The sequence below is a fragment of the Polymorphobacter sp. genome, from assembly GCF_048007885.1.
In the GTDB taxonomy this organism is placed as follows: Bacteria; Pseudomonadota; Alphaproteobacteria; order Sphingomonadales; family Sphingomonadaceae; genus Sandarakinorhabdus.
This window is the reverse complement of sequence record NZ_CP180346.1, coordinates 1,927,988-1,946,229: the sequence shown is the minus strand read 5'-3', so window position 1 is coordinate 1,946,229 and position 18,242 is coordinate 1,927,988. Positions and strand designations below refer to the sequence as shown.

Here is an 18,242-nt window from a genome sequence, read left to right as displayed (position 1 = left end):
TTGCAAAAAATAACCAGATAGGATATAAATCGTAGAATCAGCCCCCCAAGTCAGCGCACAGCCCCTCAAAACCCGCGCCAACCCCCTCAAAAGCCAAGCCCCCGGCCTAACCTTCCTGACCTTCCAAACCCCCGAAAAATTGCCCGAAAAGGCCAGTGGCGGAGAGGGTGTCCGCCAAATTACTGGTCGAGCCTGTTCGAAAAGTCAAAGATAATTTATGTAGCACAGTATGTTGATTGATACTGATCTAGGCGTCTGTTCGTCGCTGTTCGCTTGCGTTCCCCTAAAGTCGCGCTATTTTCAGGGAACGGTTAGGGGAACGCGATAGCCTCCGCCATACTGGCTGAAGCACGCACCTTTGTGAGCAGGAGGCCGGATGCCCAAGAAGGTGAGTAAAGCCCTTACGCCTCTCGCGGTGAAGAATGCGAAGCCCGGACGCCATGCCGATGGTGACGGTCTGTACCTTCTGGTGAAGGACAGCGGGGCGAGGTCTTGGGTCTTTCGCTTCATGCTGCGGGGGAGGGCTCGCGACCTTGGGCTGTCTCGGTGCCCTGAAGCCATTGCGCTATTGCGCAGCTCTGGTGGGCGGGAGCTCACCCTCTCACAGGCGCGAGATGTGGCGGCGATCTACCGGCTGAAGGTGAAGGACGGGATCGATCCACTTGAAGAGCGGGAACAAGAACAGGCGGTCAAGGCAGCTGCCGAGCAATCTGCACGCGTGAAGGGCGTCACCTTCAGGGTGGCGGCTGACGCCTACATCGAGGTCAACGGGGACATCTGGCGCAACGCCAAGCACAGGCAACAATGGCAGAACACGCTCGCTACCTACGTCTACCCTGTGATCGGAGACATACCTGTCTGCGATGTGGCCACGGCGCATGTGCTCCAGATCATAGAGCCCATCTGGAAGGTCAAGGCGGAGACCGCCAGCCGTGTGCGGGGGCGCATCGAGACCGTCCTTGATGCCGCCAAGGCGCGTGGCTATCGCGAGGGGGAGAACCCCGCACGCTGGCGCGGACATATCCAGCAAATCCTTCCAAAGCGTACCCGTCTCGCACGGGGGCATCATAAGGCGATGTCGTACGAGGAGCTTCCAGCATTTATGGCGCTTTTGAGAGCGCGCAAGGCAGTTGCCGCCTTGGCACTGGAGTTCACTATCCTCACGGCCACTAGGACAGGCGAGGTTTTGGGGGCGACATGGGCAGAGGTTGATCTTGGCAAAGCCGTCTGGACGATACCGGCATCGCGGATGAAGGCTGGTAGGGATCACCGGGTGCCGTTGTCAGCAAGGGCTGTCGAAATACTCCAGGCTGTGAAGCCTCTGTGCAGCGCATGGCTCTTCCCAGCCATACGAGGCGGGGCCATGTCGGGCATGGCGATGTCGATGCTGCTGCGGCGCATGAAGGTCGATGTGACAGTCCATGGGTTCCGGTCCAGCTTCCGGGACTGGTCTGCTGAGTGCACCAGTTATGCCCATGAGGTGTGCGAGATGGCATTGGCCCATGTCATCGGCAACAAGGCCGAGGCGGCTTACCGGCGAGGCGACATGTTCGACAAGCGCCGCAGGCTGACGGAAGACTGGGCCACCTACTGCGCAGGCGAAGGTATGGAAGGCGCGACTATCACGGCTATCAGGAGCGCGGGATGACCCGGAAGTCTCGTCCTCGTAGCGCCGATGAGCATGTCGACCGCCTTCTGGAAGATTTACCTCTTAATTCTGAACAGAGCGCATTTCTTGCCAATTGGAGGCAGGGCGACCAGCTAGATGCAGATCATAACCCAGATGAAGCGCAGCAGGTCGCGTTGGAGCTGATGCGCTTGGCATACGGAATAACCGACACCGATGCGGGGTTTGATCAATGGGCGTTGCACCAGCTTGCTAATGCACGGCTGGATTGGCGTTTGGCGTTCAACGAGACTGTCCTGCATCGGCTTGCTGATACGCCTGCTCAGGCTATCCGGCATATTGAGGAACGCGATGCCGAGCAAAGCAGCCTGAAGTCGGAGAACGCTCAAAAGGATCGTCCGAAGGCACAGGACTGGTGGGGGCAGCAAATTCAGGATTGTCTGGAAGGGAGCTTCTCGGCCTCCTGCGACGACGTCATCAACTACGTATTAGAGACAGACAAGGTGGAACGGGACGGCAAGATGATCCGTCACATCGAAAACGCTGCCGACCCCATTTCTAGGGCGCAAGTTCGATCCCGCATGAAAGCAGCAAAAAAAAGGATCGAGCGCGAGAGCTAACGGCCGTTAGCTCGCTTCTGGGCGGATTAGTTCCTCTGCGTTCAAACTCAAACGCATGAGGACAAAATGGCTGAACCCAATCTTCCGAAACTCGCATACAGCATCAGAGAGGCCTGCGCCGCCAGCAGTCTCGGCCGAACCACTATCTACGGACACATCGCAGCAGGACGCCTGAAGGGCATCCGCGTTGGCGGGCGTACCATCATCCCCGCCGATAGCCTCCATGCCCTCCTGTCGGGGGATGCGGCATGATCTGGCCGGTTGAAAAAGCGCGTCAGCGTGTAGCCATAGTGAAGACTTGGGACCTTTTTCCGGTTTGCCAGAAGGACCCTCTCCATATCCGTGCGATCTGGGGCAAGCGCGTCCCTAATCCGCTTCCTACGAAGAACATAACCTTTACCGAGGCTGCGTACCGTAACATCGCTGATCGTAAGCAGGCGTTTGAGAATGAAGCTCTTCGGCTCAACTGGCAGGGCTACAACATCTACACCTGCTTCAATCGCATTCGACCTGACTTCGCGGGCGACGAGCACAATGGTCTGGCTGTGAAGGACCGGGACATCATTGCTCGCCGTTATATCCTGATCGACTTTGACCGTGACGCAACAAGTCAGCCCGCAACTGACGACGAAATCGATGCGGTCTTTGCGGTTGCGCACCGGCTCGAGCACGACTTTTTCTTCGACAAAGGCCACGATCCTATCACTGTCTGCTCGGGTAATGGCGTCCACATATACCTGCCGGTCAATCTGCCCAACGACAAGGCCGGCAAAGCCATGTGCCAGAAGGTTTTGAAAGCACTCGCTACCAAGTACGACACTGAGGCGGTCAAGGTTGATACCAGCGTGTACAACGCTGCACGGATCACGAAGGTGCCCGGCACTATCGCCCGCAAGGGTATCGAAGTGCTGGACCCCAACGACCTTCACGACCGTTACTACCGTATGGCTTCGGTGGTCAAATGAGGCCGCTATCTGCCACTGGCCTCCAGCAGATTCTGGATGATTTCGAGGCACAGGGCTTTGGCGTTGGAGGCACAGTCAGTGAGCCCCCTATTGAGGCTCTCAGTGCGCGGCCAATGTCGGCTCTCGGCCAGATGCTGGCGGCTGAGTATCGTGAAGATACTTCGGTTCTTGCTAGTGCTCTGTCGTACATCTCCTCCGACGTTCTGCGTGGAAATGGCACTATCATCGGTGCAGATGGTCAGCCCGAAACTGATTATTGGTTTGGCTGTATGCTGGCGGCACGCCGCACTTATGGCGAGACTGCCAAGGAGGTGATGCGTAATTGGTCGCAGCAAAGCCTGCGCTACGGGGACGGCAGCGGTTTCGAGCACGCTTGGAAACAGCACGATCCGAACCTTGCAAAACCGATCACTGTCGGCTCGCTTTTCATGTTGGCCAAGCTGAATGGGTGGCCGGGAACCAGCCACAGACCTCCCATTGCTGCTCCCCAGACGCCAGACAGTGCTCGTTTTCGCCTTCTGGATCGGGCTTCGATTATGGCGCAGCTACCAATGCGGTGGCGCGTAAAGGGTTTGCTCCCGGAAACAGGAATTGGCGCGATCTACGGGCCGAGCGGGTCGGGCAAATCCTATCTCGGGATCGATCTGGGCATCAACATAGCGCGAGGCTGCGACTGGTTCGGACATCGCACAACACCCTGCGGGGTCACATACGTCATACTCGAAGGCGAGGCCGGGCTCCGTAACCGCGTGGAGGCATGGGAGGTCCATAACGGAAGCCTTATTCCTTCTAGCTTCAAGGCCATGGCCCAGCCGTTCCAGCTAGCCGAGCAGGGCGATGTCGAGGACCTTGGGGCGATCCTGCCACCCGGTGGGGTTGTGATCATCGACACGCTGAACCGTGCCGCGCCGGGTCTGGATGAAAACTCCAGCCAAGACATGGGCCATATCCTTGCAGGCATGAAGCGGCTGCAAGAGAGCACGGGCGGGTTGGTCATCGTGGTCCACCATACGGGCAAAGATGCTTCCAAGGGTATGCGTGGGCATAGCTCGCTGCACGCCGCGCTTGACGGAGCAATTGAGGTGGAGCGCAGTGCCACCAGCCGCTGCTGGTCTGCTGCCAAGGTGAAGGATGGCGAGGACGGCAAGCAGGTGCCGTTCAAGTTGCACGTAATCGATCTTGGTCGGGATGCTGACGGCGACATAATCACCAGTTGCGCAGTGGGCCCGGATACTGGCGCTATTTTCCGCAAACCCGAGCCATCGGGGAAGAGCCAGAAGTCAGCGCTCTCAGCTATACGGCGTCTGCTTGGCGCTTCGTCCACGTTCGGGCAGGCAGGATGCGATCCTCAAACGCGCTGCATCAAGGTCGACGACGCCATCGCAGGTGTGGCGGCTACACTGACCACTACGGCCTCTAACAAGCGCAGCAATGAAGCCCGGCGGCTAGTTGGTGATCTCACGAAGGGCAATAAGCACTTGCAGTCAGCCATTGATGGCAGCGGAGAGGCTTGGCTGTGGCAGTGATGGGGTGTCCAAAAAAGGGGGTCCAAAGTCCAACCCCTATAGGGGGTTTGGACTTCTTGGACATGGACAGCTTGCTAAAATATCCAGAAATCCCGGTTTTGGACTTTTTGGACACCCCCCCTGCTCGCGCTTCTTTGGGTTTACGCAAATTGACGGGAACCGCCTTCACTCGGGCCTCCCGGCTAGCGAGGCTCAACTAGTATGCCTCTGAAATGCGTCGAGTACGGCACCGCGAAAAGGTGCGCTGCGATAGCCCGCAGCACGGGCCAACTCTGCAGGAACCCGGCTGTTACTGGTTGCAAAAATTGCCGCTACCACGGAGGGCATAGGCGGGTGAAGCGCGGTGAGCAGCATTGGAATTTCCGGGCTGCGGGCCAAACCTTGCAGGAGCGGAGGGAGCGCCAGCTCATGTCCGTTTTCTTCCACGAGACAGAGGAGCTGATGTCCGCCTTGAACATTCTCGCGCCGGGATCGGCCCGAACGCGGGGTAGGAAGCCTAGGGTAATCTTATAAGTGCTTTTGACCCGCCAAACATCACCTCAGGGAGAACCCAAAGGTGCACGGCGGAGCGCGCGCCACCCGCAGCATAGGCACGGCGGGGAAGCCCTCTAAGCCAAGGCGGAGCGAAGCCGTAGGCTTGCGGAGTTACGGGAACTCGAAAGGCTTTTATACGCCCCGGGGGTAGCCAGTGGGCCGAGGTGGCGGGGCCGCGAACCTCTGGGGTAGCAGCCCACAATTTTACACTAGCAAACTTTAAACTTCTGAGGCACGTTCGCTTCGTTGCTCGGTTCTGAACAGCCTTAGCAGTGCACGAACCCGTGCTGAGCATGGAACCGCCTATGTCGGGCGGCTCCCCGAATACAATACCTCTCGTAGGAAATACGGGAGGCATGCTGCCCCGTGCTCGCATGTGTTCAACCACCCGGCACCAGCCGGAAGAGGACATGGGGATAGAATATGGCTAAATTTTACGGGCGCTACTTGATGAAGCGTCACCCTGAGTCAGCGCTCAGCCAAACCCTACGCATGCTAGCAATTGCTCCAACTCTGGTGTCGGTGAAGCTGTGGTTAGAACAACGAGCTATGGAGATTTCGCCGGTTTACGTATTCCTGCAAGCCGAACAGTCACTGTACAGCGCATCTGGAGATTAAGGGATTATATTTATGATATACGCTTTTACAGCAAATTTTATTGGAGTTATGCTTGCAGCCGTAACTATTATTTTTACCATATCTCTTATAGTTGGATTTATCGGTAAATTATTAAATAGATCGCAAATTTCTTTTTGTTTAAATTCCTCGCTAATTATTGGACTCGGATTATCTGCCGGATCTATATTTCTCGCATTTAATGCAGATAAAATTCCTGGCGACCGCAGCGCATCTGAATTCGTTTTGCAGTCATTGGCATGTCTTATATCAACATGGATTGTTATTTTAATTTATAAAAAAGTTATTCTTAGTCGCGATCGCGATGATCAGGGGCCTGAGAAGCTGCAAAGCAAATTGGAATCGTCGGATGGGGAGAAGCAGCAGCGCGAGACGCGGCGACGCGCGAAGGAAACCGAAACCCAGCAAAACACTCAAAATGATGATAATAAACCTCAGTCGAAAGAGCGAGATATATCGAAGCTTTTGTTATTTGGGTCGTTTGCGATCCCTATATTTCTGATTATTGTAATTTCACTTTTTTCAGAGCCCACCTCGAACATAGCAGCTGCTGTCGAAACCAATGGCGAAGCTTTTACTGCATACGAGCAGAAGGATGTTGCCGAGCTACGCGGTCTCGCGACAGAAGGGGATGCCGTAGCTCAATTTTATCTCGGGTATATGTATGACACGGGAGAAGGCGTGGCGCAGGACGATGCCGCTGCGGTCAGCTGGTACCGAAAATCTGCCGAGCAAGGGGACGTCGATGCGCAACGCAACTTGGGGGCAATGTACAACATCGGCAAAGGCGTGGAGTTGGATTACGTCGCAGCAGTCGACTGGTTCCGGAAGGCAGCCGAACAAGGAGATGCCCTCTCGCAGTTCTTGCTTGGAGCTTCGTACGACATGGGGGAAGGCGTGGCGCAGGATTACACTGTCGCTGTAAGTTGGTACCGCAAGGCGGCCGACCAAGGACTTGCCGAAGCTCAGTTCAATCTTGGGAATATGTATTATAGTGGCAGAGGCTTGGAGCAAGACTACGCTGCTGCTGTAAGTTGGTACCGCAAGGCGGCCGACCAAGGACTTGCCGAAGCTCAGTTCAATCTTGGAGCTTCGTACGACATGGGGGAAGGCGTGGCGCAAGACTACGTTCAGGCACACAAGTGGCTCAACCTTGCAGGCGCGGGTGCTGCAGATACTGAAACCCGAAATGAAGCCAACGAACTTAGGGAGAATGTTGCAGCCAAAATGCAGCCTGCCCAGATAGCAGAAGCGCAGCGGCTGGCCAGCGCGTGGCGCAAGAAATGAAAGAATCGCTCAACCCGCAGAGCCCAAGATGATCCTGTTTGCTGCCGCCGCGCTGGTTCCAGTCATTGCCTCTGGCGAAACCTTCCAATGTACCCCCGTGAGAGTGTGGGATGGTGATGGCCCCGTATGGTGCGCCGAAGGCCCCCGCGTGCGCCTAGCTGGCATTGCTGCCCGGGAATTAGACGGTAGCTGCCGCGTCAACCAGCCGTGCCCTGACGTTTCCGCTGTCGAAGCCCGCGATGCTCTTGTCAGACTTCTCGGAGTGCCGACTGGACGCAGTATGGAAGGACACGTGCTGGTTAAAGGGCCCTCTATGCGTTGCACCTCAGTCGGCAACGGCGTCGGCACTCGGACGGCCGCTTGGTGTGTGTCCCCGCCTGCCGGAGACGTCTCCTGCGCTATGGTGAAGGGCGGTTGGGCGTTGATGTGGGAGCGGTATTGGCGAGACCATTGTTGCAGGAGGCAGATAGGGCGACCGATGCTCTCCTTGCCAGTCCCAAATCAGCGTTTGTGAAGGTCGCGGCTGTCACCATTAGCTATGGAGTTCCCCTTGAAGCACTTGATATCTGCAGCCCTGTCTCTCGCCATATCCTGCCCGGTCCACGCCGCCGGTTTGGCAGCTGATGTCCTGCTAGAGGCCGCGGTCGGCTATACCGTGAAGATCAAGCGCACCAGCGGCATCGGGCTTAACGAAGACAGCGGCTCATCGGCACACGCCACTGGCTTTCTCGTCGACAAGCAGCGCGGCTGGATATTGACCAACGCCCATGTGGCCACGCGGTCTCCCACCACTCTGTCCATATCCTTCAAGGGACAAAGCTATGTGAAAGCAAAGCGTGTATTTGTTGATCGCCTGACCGATGTCGCTGTTCTCGAGATCGCTCCCACAGCAATCCCCGCCACCACGCGCGAGGCCGCGCTTCAGTGCAGCGAGCAGCCCCGGATCGGCACAGCGGTCGCAGTCTTCGGCCACCCGGGCGAACTCTCCTACACGGCAACGCGCGGCATCATCTCCAGCATCCCGTGGGTGTTCCCAACCGAAGTCATACAGAGCGATGCGGTCGTGAATGGCGGCAACTCCGGCGGGCCGATGATCAGCCTTGAAACCGGTAAGGTCGTTGGCATTGCCGCCGCCAGCTACCGGAACACGGACGATAAGCACTCCACCGCGACGTCCCTGTCCGAACCCATTCCTCCAGTGTGTAAAATCCTCGACCTTCTGAGGGCAGGCAAGGACGCCCGCTTCCGCCAACTGCCTGTTGCGTACGCCACTGCTGAGGACGATGACCTGCCTATCGTGGCGAAGGTATTCGATAAAGTGTCGGGCTTCGATCTGGGAGACCGCATTGTCTCCGTAGCCGGGCAAGCAGGCATCAGGAACGCCAGCGACATCGCAACAGCATTGCGGGGGCAAACCCAGCCCGTTCCGGTGGTAGTGGAGCGCAATGGCAAGGAGGTTGTGTTGACGGTGATATCTGAGGTCTTCCCAGATGTACTCGCCACACGCTCGATCGACTTTTCCGGCCTCATCATCTCCGAGCCCTGGAGGCTGGACAGAGCGGAGTTCAACCACGAGCGTTACCCGGTCATAGACTTCATTCGCCCTGGCTCTCCGGCAGAGATCACCAAGGCCTATCCCGGCTATCAACTCGTAGCCGTCAACGAGCAAGGCTTCACGGACCTAGACAAGCTACATGCCTATCTGTCCAGCCTCCCAGAAAATGCTGACGCTCGGGTGATTCTAAAGGCCCCAACCGACGCAGGGCAGTTCTACAGGCAGTATCATCATATAGTACTACCGCGTGGAAGCGCGGGTTGGGTGAAACCGCAATAGCATCTTAAATTTATAATAATATCACATTTTATTAATAATCATTTTTAAGTATTTTTCATCGGTAACGTCTGTGCATTGAAATTTATCAATATAGCTATTAGAAATTGAATTATTGTCGTATGAAATAATACTACCCCTCTTTGACAAGAAATTATAACTCAAAATTCTCATGCCGCCACCGCTTGCATAGTTTTCTTTATAGTAAATTTTATATTCCAAATCATTTACACTTGAGTAGCGTGAGATTGCATCTGTAATACGATCAATTTTTCCGTCAATGTACACGTATTTTGTATCATATGAACCAAAGGACGAAAATTCTCTTCGGAATCCCAACACAAAATTCTGCTCTGAGATTAAACTTTTTTTAGTATTTGGATCTTCGCTTTCTCTTTGTCCCTCACAGAAAAAATAAAAATCAATCAAAAGTGGTTTATCAACATCTTGATTATCACTGCATCCTGAAATTGAAAACATTACAGGCAAATAAAAAATCGCCGAAATAAATAAATACCTAATACCAATTGGCTGTGAGTTTAGACTCACGCCGGGGATTCCCAATGCGGTGAAAGTCTGAAATCTATGGAGGCCGATTTTGGAGGGCTTTGTCATGGGTTCAGCGATCGGCTTGCGGGATGATTTCGATGGAGCGGCGTTGCGGCGACTGGCACGATTATCGAAGAGCGCGAACCAGGCTCGGCGACTGCTGGCGCTGGCGCAGATTTACGATGGGAGCAGTAGGAGCGAGGCGGCCAAAATCGGCGGTGTGACGCTGCAGATCGTGCGCGATTGGGTGATCCGGTTCAACGCCCGCGGCCCTGACGGCCTGCTTGATGGCAAGGCTCCCGGGAAGCGCCCGATCCTTACCGATGCTCAGCGGCAGTCGCTTGTAGAGATCGTCGAGCAAGGTCCCATCCCGGCGATCCACGGCGTTGTTCGCTGGCGGCTGACCGATCTGGTGCAGTGGCTTCATGACGAATTTGCGGTCTCGCTGGATGTGACCACGGTGGGGCGCGAGTTGAGGAAGCTGGGCTACGTCAAGCTCACCGCGCGGCCTCGGCATTATGCGCAGAACGAACAGGCGCTGGAAGCCTTCAAAAAGGGGGCTTTGCGGACGCGCTGGCAAAGGTCAAGGCAAGCCTCCCAAAGGGCACGCCCGTAGAGATCTGGTTCCAGGATGAGGCCCGCGTCGGCCAGAAAAACAAGATCACGCGGCGCTGGGCCAGGCGCGGTACGCGGCCTTCGGCCCCGAAGGATCAACGCACCAAGTCGGCCTACATCTTCGGCGCAATCTGCCCCGAAGAGGGAAAAGGCGCCGGGCTGGTCCTGCCCTTCTGCAATACCGAGACCATGACCCTGCACCTTGCCGAGATATCGCTCATGGTCGCGCGCGGCGCCCATGCTGTCGTTCTGATGGATCAGGCAGGCTGGCACATGACAGCCAAGCTCACCGTGCCCAAAAACATCAGCATCATCGCCTTGCCGGCGAAATGCCCGGAGCTGAACCCGGTCGAGAACATATGGCAGTTTATGCGCGACAACTGGCTATCCAACCGCGTCTTCACATCCCACGATAACATCGTCGACCATTGCTGCGAGGCATGGAACAAGCTCATCGATCAGCCATGGCGCATCATGACCATCGGGCGTCGCCAATGGGCACGTGGGTTATGATCAATGCAGGTTGGTATTAGCCGTCTGGTACCGTTAGTCCAGAGGTCGAAATTCATCATCCAACGAGCAAAACAGTATGCATAGAGGAAGCGTGGGTCCCATATCTGAGAAACGGGGGGTGCCCCCCGGGTAGGGTCTGGCTGGTGGGGAAATTGAAGGGGGGTGGGGGGGGTGATTCCCGCCTCCACAGGTGCCCAGCAGCACCTGTATCAGGGAGCCATTATGGGAACCCTTGTCAAAAACGTGATAAAATACAATAAAATCAATGATAAATGGCGGAGAGGGTGGGATTCGAACCCACGGTGAGCTTGCACCCACAACGGTTTTCGAGACCGTCCCAATCGACCACTCTGGCACCTCTCCGCGAGGGCATGGCGCACATATGGTGGCCGGCCGAAGGCGCGCGTCTAGCCGAAGCAGGGGGGCTTTGCCAAGCCCTGCCGGCCCACCCCTTCACGCTGGCCCATGGCCACCCTATATTCACCCCATGCCCATCACGGGCAAAAAGGAGCAGTTCAGGACCCGAACCCATGACGAACGAGACCAACCCGACCACGAAAACACCCTCGCCAGCCACCTTCACCATAGGTGATGTCGTGCGCCACCGGCTGTTTCCGTTCCGCGGCGTGATCTTCGATGTGGATCCGGAGTTCAACAACACCGAGGAATGGTGGGCCTCGATCCCCGAAGAGGTGCGCCCCCGCAAGGATCAGCCCTTCTACCACCTCCTCGCCGAAAATGACGAAGCCTCATATGTGGCCTATGTCAGCCAGCAGAATCTGGTCCTCGAACCCGACGGAGAACCGGTGCAACACCCCGCCGTCCAGCAGATGTTCGACCGTTTCGAGGCTGGCCGCTACCGCCTGCGCCCCGAAATCCGCAACTAACTGCCCGCCTGGGCTGCGTTTTCCGCCGCCGCCCGGCGCTTCTCGGTAAACCAGATGCCGATGATCGAAAGCTCGTAGAGCAGGATCAACGGCACCGCGAGCGCGAACTGGCTCCACACATCCGGCGGGGTAATCACGGCCGCAATTGCAAAGGCCGCCACAATCGCATAGCGCCGCCCCGCCTTCAGTTGGGCCCGCGTGATGATGCCGGCTCGTTCCAGCAGCATCAGCAGCACCGGCAAAAGGAAGGAGACGCCAAAGGCCAGAATAAGCCCGGTCACCAGGTCAAGATACTCCCCCATCGCCGGCAGCGCCTCTTGGCTGATGCCATTGATCGTCCCATCGGTCTGAAACGACAGGAAAAAGCGGAATGCCGCCGGCATCACGCCAAAATAGGCGAGGCTCGCGCCGGCTGAAAACGGCACCGGCGTCGCGATCAGAAAGGGCAGAAAAGCGTTCTTCTCCCGCCGGTAAAGCCCCGGCGCCACAAACGCCCAAAGCTGGTTGGCGATGATCGGAAAGGCCAGCAGGATGCCAGTGAACGCCGCCACCTTCACCTTGACGAAAAACGCCTCGTAAAGCTTGGTGTAGATCAGCGTCCCCGCCGTCTCCGGCCCATAGGCATCAACCAGCGGCTGCACCAAAATCCCGAACACCCGGTCGGCGAGCACAAAGCCGAGGATGAAACAGGCAAAAAACGCGACCACACAGCGCACCAGCCGCGTCCGGAGCTCGATCAGATGGTCGAGCAGCGGCGCCTTGCTGGCGTCGATTTCGCTGTCCTCAGCCTCGCTCATTGCGGCTCGGTCTTGTCGGCCTCGGCGGCCTTCTTCTTGCGCGGCGCCCGCTTGGGCTTGGGCGCCGCCGCCTCGGCGTCAGCCACCTCGGCGGCGTCGGGCGCCGCATCGGCAATCGCCGTCGGCACCGGGTTGCCGGGGTCGATGAAGGCGGTCGGGTCCATCTCGGTTGCCTTCATGATCGCTTCATTCTGCTTGGCCCAGGCCTTTTGCATCTCCTCCAGCTCGGCCTCGCGGATCATCGCATCAAAGCCCGAGCGGACGTGGCGCGACATCGCCCGTCCCTTGGCCACCCATTGCCCCACCGCGCGCATGGCGAGCGGCAGCCGCTGCGGCCCGATCACCAGCAGCGCGACCAGCCCGATGATGAAAAGCTCAGACGAAATCAATGCCGAACATGCGCGGCCCCTCCGGCCGCGATTAGCGCCGTGCGTCGTCGGCGCTCGGCGTCCCGCTCGGCGCACCCGACCCGGCCGACTTGCTGTCGGTCAGCTGGGCGGGCGGTGACTTGGCTGCTGGTGTGCTGTCTTCATCGGCCAGCCCCTTCTTGAAGCTGGTGATGCCCTTGGCCAGATCGCCCATGAGATCGGAAATCCGCCCCCGCCCGAACAGCAGGATGACAACGAGGATGAGTACGGCCCAGTGAATGAGGCTGAAGGAGCCCATGACAATTACCTTGTATGACGTCAGACAAAGCGTGTTTACAGACTTCGGTGGCCCGGCGCCAGTGCAGCGGATGCATCCGTCGTCTGATCAGAAACAGGGTCAGCCGAGCGCAGAAGGGTGGGGTTCGTGAGTAATAAGGCTTCGAGGAAAGAGGGCATCGTCCGGCGTTTTGCGCGCCGCCTGAACCGACATCGCCTCCACATCGCTGCGCAACTTCGCCTCCGCGCCGCTGTCCGCGCCGTTGCCGGCTTTCCGCGAGTCAAATCACAACAAGACCACCGCTTGCCAGCGCCGCTGATCATCACGCTCACCTCCTACCCCCCGCGCTTCCCGATGCTTGCAAACACCATCAAGAGCCTGCTCGATCAATCGATGCGCGCCGACCGCCTTGTGCTGTGGATCACGCATGAGGATATGGACGCGCTTCCGGACGATGTGCGCGCGCTGGAGCAACATGGTTTGGAGATTCGCGGCAGCATCGAAATGCGATCCTACAAAAAGCTCGTCCCAGCGCTCTTGGCGTTTCCCGATGCTTTTCTCGTGACCGCAGATGACGACGTCTACTATCCACCGCGCTGGCTCGCCACTCTCGTCGAAAGCCTCGACCCTCAAGACCCGAAAATCGTTTCAGCGCGGGCCCATATGGCCAGATTGGACGAAAATGGTCGGTTCATTCCCTATATCAACTGGGAATTCGACACCCAAAGCCAGATAGCCACGGGTCCCTCGAAATTGCTCTTTCCTACGGGGGGTGCGGGGACGCTCTACCCCCGACACGCTTCACAAGGACGTGGTCCAAAGCCAATTGTTCAGCTCGCTTTGTCCCACAGCCGATGATGTTTGGTTCTTCTGGATGGCGAGGCTGCGTGGCAGCTCACATGTTCGCACATCAAACCGCTTTCATTGCACCGTCTGGCCCGGAAGTCAGCAGACCATGCTCAGCATCGAGAATGTGACAGGCGGCCAAAATGATGTGCAGATCCAGGCCATGGAACGCCACTATGGCCCCTTGCGCCCGCCCGCACTCCGAAATCGCCCGCGGACCGCCTTGTAGAGCGACCGCAAGGCCTCGTGACCGCTTACTGTGGCGGGTTCCCCGCGCGCGGTAATGGCCGCCAATGCTTGAGGATTGGACCGGAACAGCATTGTCACTGCCGCCTCAAGCTCATCGCGATGTGCGCCGAGCGCCGCTGAACGATCGACCCGACAGGACTCGCCATTGAGCTGCAGGCGGTAAAGGTCAATGATATCTGACAATGCCGCGTCACCAAGATGCTGAAACGACGAGACCGCAAGGGCATAGGCGCGAAAGGTTTCGGTAAATGCCTGCGTTGGCGAGATAATACTCGTTACGCTCCGCTCGGACCGCACATACTCGTGCAGCACATCGCGTAACAGATACACTGAATTGGCTTTCGAGAAACACCCGATATTCAGCAAAAGGTCTTCGTTGATTGACTGTTTCCAAGGAAAATGAAGGTCAAACCACGGCGCTATGACCGAGCGACGAAACAGCTTGTTCCAAAGCGACCCGGTACCAAACTCCCACGTGCAGAGCCGTCTGAATATATCCGCCTCGATCCGCCTGGATTCACCAAAGTGCTGCTTTGGCGCGATAGGCACGCGTGCGTCCGTCACGCGGTCAGATCCGCACATCACGATGTCGACAGCGTGCTCGAGGCCCGCCTCCAACATGGTCGAATACATTGCCGGCCTTGCAAAATCATCAGCATCCAGAAAGCCGATCCACGGCGCCTGACAGGCTTTCATGCCCGCCAGTCGCGCCTCGTGCACGCCCGCATTCTGCCGAAGGCGCAGCGCAACGATCCGCGCATCCGCCGCCGCCAAACTGTGGATGATGCGGTTCGTCTCGTCGGTTGAGGCATCATCGACAACGACAATCTCGATCTCGTTCAATGTCTGGCGTTGCAGGGAGTCGATGCTCGCAGCCAGCGTGGATGCGGCGTTATACGCAGGCACAATAACCGACACTTTAGGCGGCGATGCCATCAGCTTATGTCCGATAGGTGGCGCGCCAAAAAGGCCCGCCCCTCTGCAGCCAGCGCTTGCCGCCTCTGGTTGACCTTGGGCCAGTCGATCTCGGTTGCGATCAGCGCCGACGTTAGCGCACTGGTATCCACCACCAGTCTCTCCTTCAGCCCAAACTGTTCGAGCAGCAACTCGAAACGCGCCATCCCTCGGGCCGTGTTGCCAACAGCTATGAATGGTACATTGAAGATGATTGAAAAAACTGCGCCATGAAAGGAATCCGTGACGACAAATCGCGCGTTTCTGAATGCCCGTAACCAGCTCTCCACGCTGACAAGCCTGCAGCTGTTGTGCTGACGACGCGGCACCTGGCTGATTGGCAAATGCGGCTTGATCGACCAAACCGGCATTTGAAGCGTTTCGCCGACCATGGTTGCCGCGCGCGCTTTGTCCTCTGCAAAGTCAAGAACATAGGTAAGAATATAATCATCGCCTCGGCCAGCATCCGCTGCCGCGATCAAGCGATCATAGTCCCCGATGTCGAGCAGGAACGTCGGGTCGACAACCCACTGCGCAGAAACGCCGAACCTGTCCCGACACAACGCAACCGCCGATTTCTCCCGAACTGAAACGGCATCGAAGCGTCTTGCCAGCGCGCCAGCAAGCGTCGCTCAGCTCATCGGGATACTCCCAATCATCGACACCAAAGGAGGCCGCATACGCCAGCCGCTTTGCAGGACTATTGATATCATTAAGAAAATTCAGATAAAAATTTAAAAGGCTTGGCGAATAGCGTGGTCGCCAAACCTGATCGCTGCCCACGACAACCGCGTCGAAATCGACATTTTGAAAATATTGCCGCAGCGCTTCTTCGCTCATTAGCTCAGGCGATATCGATAGGTGCGTGTCGCGAAAAGCCGCCAGCTTCCGCCACATTTCGGCGTCCCGGGCCTTGGTGGGCATCGACTTGATCCTGCCCAGTGCCAACCTCATCAGGTTGCAAAGCTGATCGATGATGGTCGGCCCCGGTTGAGCGGAAACACGCCTGTCGATCGTTTGCACCTCACAGCCAAGTGACTTCAGATAATGTTGCAAGGCATAGGCTTGCAGGAGGCCACCATAATTATGGGCGAGGGGCTGGGTGAGAATCGCAACTTTCACAGCGGTCATTTACCCCGAAGGCGCCCAAATCCGCCCTTCATTATGCGCAAGCGGAAGGTCCCGCTCCACACGAGGATCTGGGAAGTGAATGGTGCTGCCGGGGAGGATTGAACTCCCGACCTCAGCCTTACCAAGGATGCGCTCTACCACTGAGCTACGGCAGCATAACCATTCCATGGCGCGACCGCCATGAGGGCGGGCCTATGGGCGAGGGGCGGCGGCGTGTCAAGCTGGCCGGCCGGCCCCGCCTGCGCTATCAGCCCGTGATGGCAGAAAAACCAAAGACCGGCGAAACCGCCAACCGCGAAGCCCGGCTCGCCGCCGCGCTTCGCGCCAACCTCGCTCGCCGCAAGGCGCTCAGCCGCTCGTTGTTCACGCCAGGCGATCCGCGCAGCGACGACAGCGCCGCTGCGCAGGCCGACATCACGCCCACCCCAAAAACCGAGCAGCCTGACTAATCAGCTCTTGGCAGCAATCGCTTCGCTAAGCGCGCCCACCAGCTCAGGCGATTGCGGCGTCACCTTCGATGGGAACGAAGCAATCAGCTTGCCGTCGCGGCCCACCAGATATTTGTGGAAGTTCCACGCCGGCGCCTTGTCCTTGCCCAGCGTATCGGCAGCCCAGCGATAGAAAGGCGCCGCCTTGGCGCCCTTGACCACAGACTTCTCGGTCATCGGAAACTTCACGCGGTACGTCGCCTCGCAGAAATCCTTGATCTTGCCGGCATCATCATATTCCTGATCGCCAAAATCCCCGCTCGGCACGCCGATGACGGTGAAGCCCTTGGCGGCATATTCGTCCTGCAGCTTCTGCAGCCCTTCATATTGCGGGGTAAAGCCGCAGAAGCTCGCGGTGTTAACCACCAGCAGCACCTTGCCCTTGAACTGCGACCAGGGCATCGGCTTGCCATCGATGGTCTTGGTGGTGATCTGAAAGGCCGATTGCGGCCCGGCCGGCGAGGCGGCAATGGTGAGCGCCGCAGCGGCGGCGACAACGAACGGCTTCAACATGATGGGCTCTCCTGACGAACTCTCCAATTTCGCTTAGCACGCCGGCCCGCAAGCACCAAAGGGCGCGCCCGCATGTCGCAGCTCATGCCAGCCGCACGCGCAGCCAGGCCCCTGCCTCTCCGATCGCCACATCGACCGAATCGACCATGCCCCGCATCGAGAGAAAGCCATGGATCATCCCCGGCCAACATTTTGCGCTGACTTCCACGCCGGCGCGCGCCAATGCGGCGGCATAGGCATGGCCCTCGTCTCGAAGCACGTCGAAGCGCGCGGTATGAACCAGCGCTGGTGCAAGACCCTCCAGATCGGCCATCAGCGGCAGCAGGTCGGGGCCCGGCGTGGCGCCGCCGGCATAAAGGCTCCAATACCAGGCCATGTCCTCGCCGCTCAGCCCGTATGCGCCGCAGTCGGCATAGCTCGCATGTCGTGCCGGGTCGGGCAGGTCGATAGCGGGATAGATGAGATATTGCGCGCGCAGCCCGGCCACACCCCGGTCGCGACTGTCCCGCGCCATCACGGCGGCCAGATTGCCGCCGGCGCTGTCGCCAGCCAGCGCCACTCGCGCGGCGTCGAGGCCCAGATCTGCGCCGGCCGCCGCCAGCCAGTCGATAGCGGCGCGCCCGTCCTCTATCGCTGCGGGAAAGGGCGCTTCGGGCGCCAGCGCATAGTCGACCATCAGCACCGCCGCCCCGCTCGCCTCCGCGAGGGCATCGGCCATGGGCAGATGGGTGTCATTGTCGCAAACAACCCAGCCGCCGCCATGGAAGAAGACGATCACCGGAAGCGCCGTATCGGCGCCGTTCGGCCGCACCAGCCGCACCGGCAGATCGGCCTTGATGCCGCCATGGCTGGTCGGGATCAGATGGTCCGAAACGGCGCCCTTCGGCGCAAAGCCGGCCACCAGCGGCGCCATCCGCGTCTTCATCGCAGCGCGCGCCTCGGCGGGTGTCTGGCTGCCGGCCGGCAGGCGCGGCACCGCGCGCAGCATCTCGGCAAGAACGGGGTGGAGTGTGTCGTCCGGCGTCATGA

At 58.3% G+C, this 18,242-nt stretch carries 20 protein-coding genes and 2 tRNA genes; 11 read left to right on the top strand and 11 right to left on the bottom strand.

Going from position 1 to position 18,242, the window contains the following annotated elements; translation table 11 throughout:
* The first annotated feature begins 376 nt into the window (after positions 1-376).
* The 7 genes from ACMVO5_RS09160 to ACMVO5_RS09130 all read left to right on the top strand — a co-directional run bounded on the left by ACMVO5_RS09160 (position 377) and on the right by ACMVO5_RS09130 (position 9,029).
* Complete coding sequence (locus ACMVO5_RS09160; RefSeq protein WP_416907213.1) at positions 377-1,648, top strand: tyrosine-type recombinase/integrase; 1,272 nt, start codon at positions 377-379, stop codon at positions 1,646-1,648.
* Entirely contained in the window at positions 1,645-2,247 is a 603-nt protein-coding gene (locus ACMVO5_RS09155) for a hypothetical protein (protein WP_416907212.1), read from the top strand. The genes ACMVO5_RS09160 and ACMVO5_RS09155 overlap by 4 nt, the downstream gene beginning before the upstream one ends.
* 66 nt (positions 2,248-2,313) lie before the next feature.
* Positions 2,314-2,499 carry a helix-turn-helix domain-containing protein gene (locus ACMVO5_RS09150; RefSeq protein ID WP_416907211.1) on the top strand — a complete coding sequence of 62 codons (186 nt, stop codon included), beginning with the start codon at positions 2,314-2,316 and terminating at the stop codon, positions 2,497-2,499.
* Positions 2,496-3,212 (top strand): hypothetical protein, encoded by a 717-nt coding sequence (locus tag ACMVO5_RS09145; RefSeq protein WP_416907210.1) that lies wholly within the window; start codon positions 2,496-2,498, stop codon positions 3,210-3,212. The genes ACMVO5_RS09150 and ACMVO5_RS09145 overlap by 4 nt, the downstream gene beginning before the upstream one ends.
* A gap of 113 nt (positions 3,213-3,325) precedes the next feature.
* Complete coding sequence (locus tag ACMVO5_RS09140) at positions 3,326-4,738, top strand: AAA family ATPase (RefSeq protein WP_416907209.1); 1,413 nt, start codon at positions 3,326-3,328, stop codon at positions 4,736-4,738.
* 1,164 nt (positions 4,739-5,902) lie between these two features.
* Positions 5,903-7,195, top strand: coding sequence for a tetratricopeptide repeat protein (locus ACMVO5_RS09135; RefSeq protein ID WP_416907208.1), 1,293 nt, complete (start codon positions 5,903-5,905; stop codon positions 7,193-7,195).
* A 550-nt stretch (positions 7,196-7,745) separates the two neighbouring features.
* Positions 7,746-9,029 carry a S1C family serine protease gene (locus tag ACMVO5_RS09130; RefSeq protein ID WP_416907207.1) on the top strand — a complete coding sequence of 428 codons (1,284 nt, stop codon included), beginning with the start codon at positions 7,746-7,748 and terminating at the stop codon, positions 9,027-9,029.
* 21 nt (positions 9,030-9,050) lie between these two features.
* On the opposite strand, the gene ACMVO5_RS09125 is transcribed toward ACMVO5_RS09130, so the two are convergent.
* On the bottom strand, positions 9,051-9,641 hold the full coding sequence (locus ACMVO5_RS09125; RefSeq protein WP_416907206.1) for a hypothetical protein: 591 nt from the start codon (positions 9,639-9,641) through the stop codon (positions 9,051-9,053).
* Here ACMVO5_RS09125 and ACMVO5_RS09120 point away from each other — a divergent pair.
* Positions 9,640-10,703 (top strand): IS630 family transposase gene (locus ACMVO5_RS09120; RefSeq protein ID WP_416907205.1). Its coding sequence is split into 2 segments (ribosomal slippage): positions 9,640-10,131 and positions 10,134-10,703, totalling 1,062 coding nucleotides; the frame shifts between segments, so codons are not numbered across the junction. The genes ACMVO5_RS09125 and ACMVO5_RS09120 overlap by 2 nt on opposite strands.
* Positions 10,704-10,976: 273 nt before the next feature.
* On the opposite strand, the gene ACMVO5_RS09115 is transcribed toward ACMVO5_RS09120, so the two are convergent.
* Positions 10,977-11,066 (bottom strand) — tRNA-Ser (locus ACMVO5_RS09115).
* 167 nt (positions 11,067-11,233) lie between these two features.
* On the opposite strand from ACMVO5_RS09115, the gene hspQ reads away from it, so the two are divergent.
* On the top strand, positions 11,234-11,590 hold the full coding sequence (gene hspQ, locus ACMVO5_RS09110; RefSeq protein WP_416907204.1) for a heat shock protein HspQ: 357 nt from the start codon (positions 11,234-11,236) through the stop codon (positions 11,588-11,590).
* Here hspQ and tatC read toward each other — a convergent pair.
* The 3 genes from tatC to ACMVO5_RS09095 are packed head-to-tail and all read right to left on the bottom strand — an operon-like array spanning position 11,587 to position 13,053.
* Entirely contained in the window at positions 11,587-12,387 is an 801-nt protein-coding gene (gene tatC / locus ACMVO5_RS09105; protein ID WP_416907203.1) for a twin-arginine translocase subunit TatC, read from the bottom strand. The genes hspQ and tatC overlap by 4 nt on opposite strands.
* Entirely contained in the window at positions 12,384-12,776 is a 393-nt protein-coding gene (gene tatB, locus ACMVO5_RS09100) for a Sec-independent protein translocase protein TatB (RefSeq protein WP_416907202.1), read from the bottom strand. The genes tatC and tatB overlap by 4 nt, the downstream gene beginning before the upstream one ends.
* 31 nt (positions 12,777-12,807) lie before the next feature.
* Positions 12,808-13,053, bottom strand: a complete 246-nt coding sequence (locus ACMVO5_RS09095) for a twin-arginine translocase TatA/TatE family subunit (protein ID WP_416907201.1) — start codon at positions 13,051-13,053, stop codon at positions 12,808-12,810.
* Positions 13,054-13,179: 126 nt separating this feature from the next.
* Here ACMVO5_RS09095 and ACMVO5_RS09090 point away from each other — a divergent pair, with 126 nt between their 5' ends.
* Positions 13,180-13,890, top strand: coding sequence for a hypothetical protein (locus ACMVO5_RS09090; RefSeq protein WP_416907200.1), 711 nt, complete (start codon positions 13,180-13,182; stop codon positions 13,888-13,890).
* A gap of 162 nt (positions 13,891-14,052) precedes the next feature.
* Here the strand turns inward: ACMVO5_RS09090 and ACMVO5_RS09085 are convergent, their stop codons facing one another.
* The 4 genes from ACMVO5_RS09085 to ACMVO5_RS09070 all read right to left on the bottom strand — a co-directional run bounded on the left by ACMVO5_RS09085 (position 14,053) and on the right by ACMVO5_RS09070 (position 16,367).
* Positions 14,053-15,063, bottom strand: a complete 1,011-nt coding sequence (locus ACMVO5_RS09085) for a glycosyltransferase family 2 protein (protein ID WP_416907199.1) — start codon at positions 15,061-15,063, stop codon at positions 14,053-14,055.
* Positions 15,063-15,644, bottom strand: a complete 582-nt coding sequence (locus ACMVO5_RS09080; RefSeq protein WP_416907198.1) for a polysaccharide pyruvyl transferase family protein — start codon at positions 15,642-15,644, stop codon at positions 15,063-15,065. Before ACMVO5_RS09080 ends, ACMVO5_RS09085 begins: the two co-directional genes overlap by 1 nt.
* The gene (locus tag ACMVO5_RS09075; RefSeq protein ID WP_416907197.1) at positions 15,568-16,212 is read right to left on the bottom strand and encodes a polysaccharide pyruvyl transferase family protein; all 645 of its coding nucleotides are present in this window, start codon (positions 16,210-16,212) and stop codon (positions 15,568-15,570) included. The genes ACMVO5_RS09080 and ACMVO5_RS09075 overlap by 77 nt, the downstream gene beginning before the upstream one ends.
* An 80-nt stretch (positions 16,213-16,292) precedes the next feature.
* Positions 16,293-16,367: transfer RNA gene (locus ACMVO5_RS09070), tRNA-Thr, on the bottom strand.
* A 102-nt stretch (positions 16,368-16,469) separates the two neighbouring features.
* Here ACMVO5_RS09070 and ACMVO5_RS09065 point away from each other — a divergent pair.
* A complete protein-coding gene (locus tag ACMVO5_RS09065) occupies positions 16,470-16,661 on the top strand; it encodes a hypothetical protein (protein ID WP_416907196.1) in 192 nt (63 codons plus the stop codon).
* Here the strand turns inward: ACMVO5_RS09065 and ACMVO5_RS09060 are convergent, their stop codons facing one another.
* Entirely contained in the window at positions 16,662-17,213 is a 552-nt protein-coding gene (locus ACMVO5_RS09060) for a glutathione peroxidase (RefSeq protein WP_416907195.1), read from the bottom strand.
* 82 nt (positions 17,214-17,295) lie between these two features.
* On the bottom strand, positions 17,296-18,240 hold the full coding sequence (locus ACMVO5_RS09055; protein ID WP_416907194.1) for an alpha/beta hydrolase: 945 nt from the start codon (positions 18,238-18,240) through the stop codon (positions 17,296-17,298).
* Positions 18,241-18,242 lie beyond the last annotated feature (2 nt).

Coding starts and splice junctions, on each gene's coding strand:
- ACMVO5_RS09060 (WP_416907195.1), bottom strand. CDS start 17,213: ATGTTGAAGCCGTTCGTTGTCGCCGCCGCTGCGGCGCTCACCATTGCC.
- ACMVO5_RS09095 (WP_416907201.1), bottom strand. CDS start 13,053: ATGGGCTCCTTCAGCCTCATTCACTGGGCCGTACTCATCCTCGTTGTC.
- ACMVO5_RS09140 (WP_416907209.1), top strand. CDS start 3,326: ATGTCGGCTCTCGGCCAGATGCTGGCGGCTGAGTATCGTGAAGATACT.
- ACMVO5_RS09125 (WP_416907206.1), bottom strand. CDS start 9,641: ATGACAAAGCCCTCCAAAATCGGCCTCCATAGATTTCAGACTTTCACC.
- hspQ (WP_416907204.1), top strand. CDS start 11,234: ATGACGAACGAGACCAACCCGACCACGAAAACACCCTCGCCAGCCACC.
- ACMVO5_RS09160 (WP_416907213.1), top strand. CDS start 377: ATGCCCAAGAAGGTGAGTAAAGCCCTTACGCCTCTCGCGGTGAAGAAT.
- ACMVO5_RS09075 (WP_416907197.1), bottom strand. CDS start 16,212: ATGACCGCTGTGAAAGTTGCGATTCTCACCCAGCCCCTCGCCCATAAT.
- ACMVO5_RS09135 (WP_416907208.1), top strand. CDS start 5,903: ATGATATACGCTTTTACAGCAAATTTTATTGGAGTTATGCTTGCAGCC.
- tatC (WP_416907203.1), bottom strand. CDS start 12,387: ATGAGCGAGGCTGAGGACAGCGAAATCGACGCCAGCAAGGCGCCGCTG.
- ACMVO5_RS09155 (WP_416907212.1), top strand. CDS start 1,645: ATGACCCGGAAGTCTCGTCCTCGTAGCGCCGATGAGCATGTCGACCGC.
- ACMVO5_RS09065 (WP_416907196.1), top strand. CDS start 16,470: ATGGCAGAAAAACCAAAGACCGGCGAAACCGCCAACCGCGAAGCCCGG.
- ACMVO5_RS09055 (WP_416907194.1), bottom strand. CDS start 18,240: ATGACGCCGGACGACACACTCCACCCCGTTCTTGCCGAGATGCTGCGC.
- ACMVO5_RS09150 (WP_416907211.1), top strand. CDS start 2,314: ATGGCTGAACCCAATCTTCCGAAACTCGCATACAGCATCAGAGAGGCC.
- ACMVO5_RS09145 (WP_416907210.1), top strand. CDS start 2,496: ATGATCTGGCCGGTTGAAAAAGCGCGTCAGCGTGTAGCCATAGTGAAG.
- ACMVO5_RS09085 (WP_416907199.1), bottom strand. CDS start 15,063: ATGGCATCGCCGCCTAAAGTGTCGGTTATTGTGCCTGCGTATAACGCC.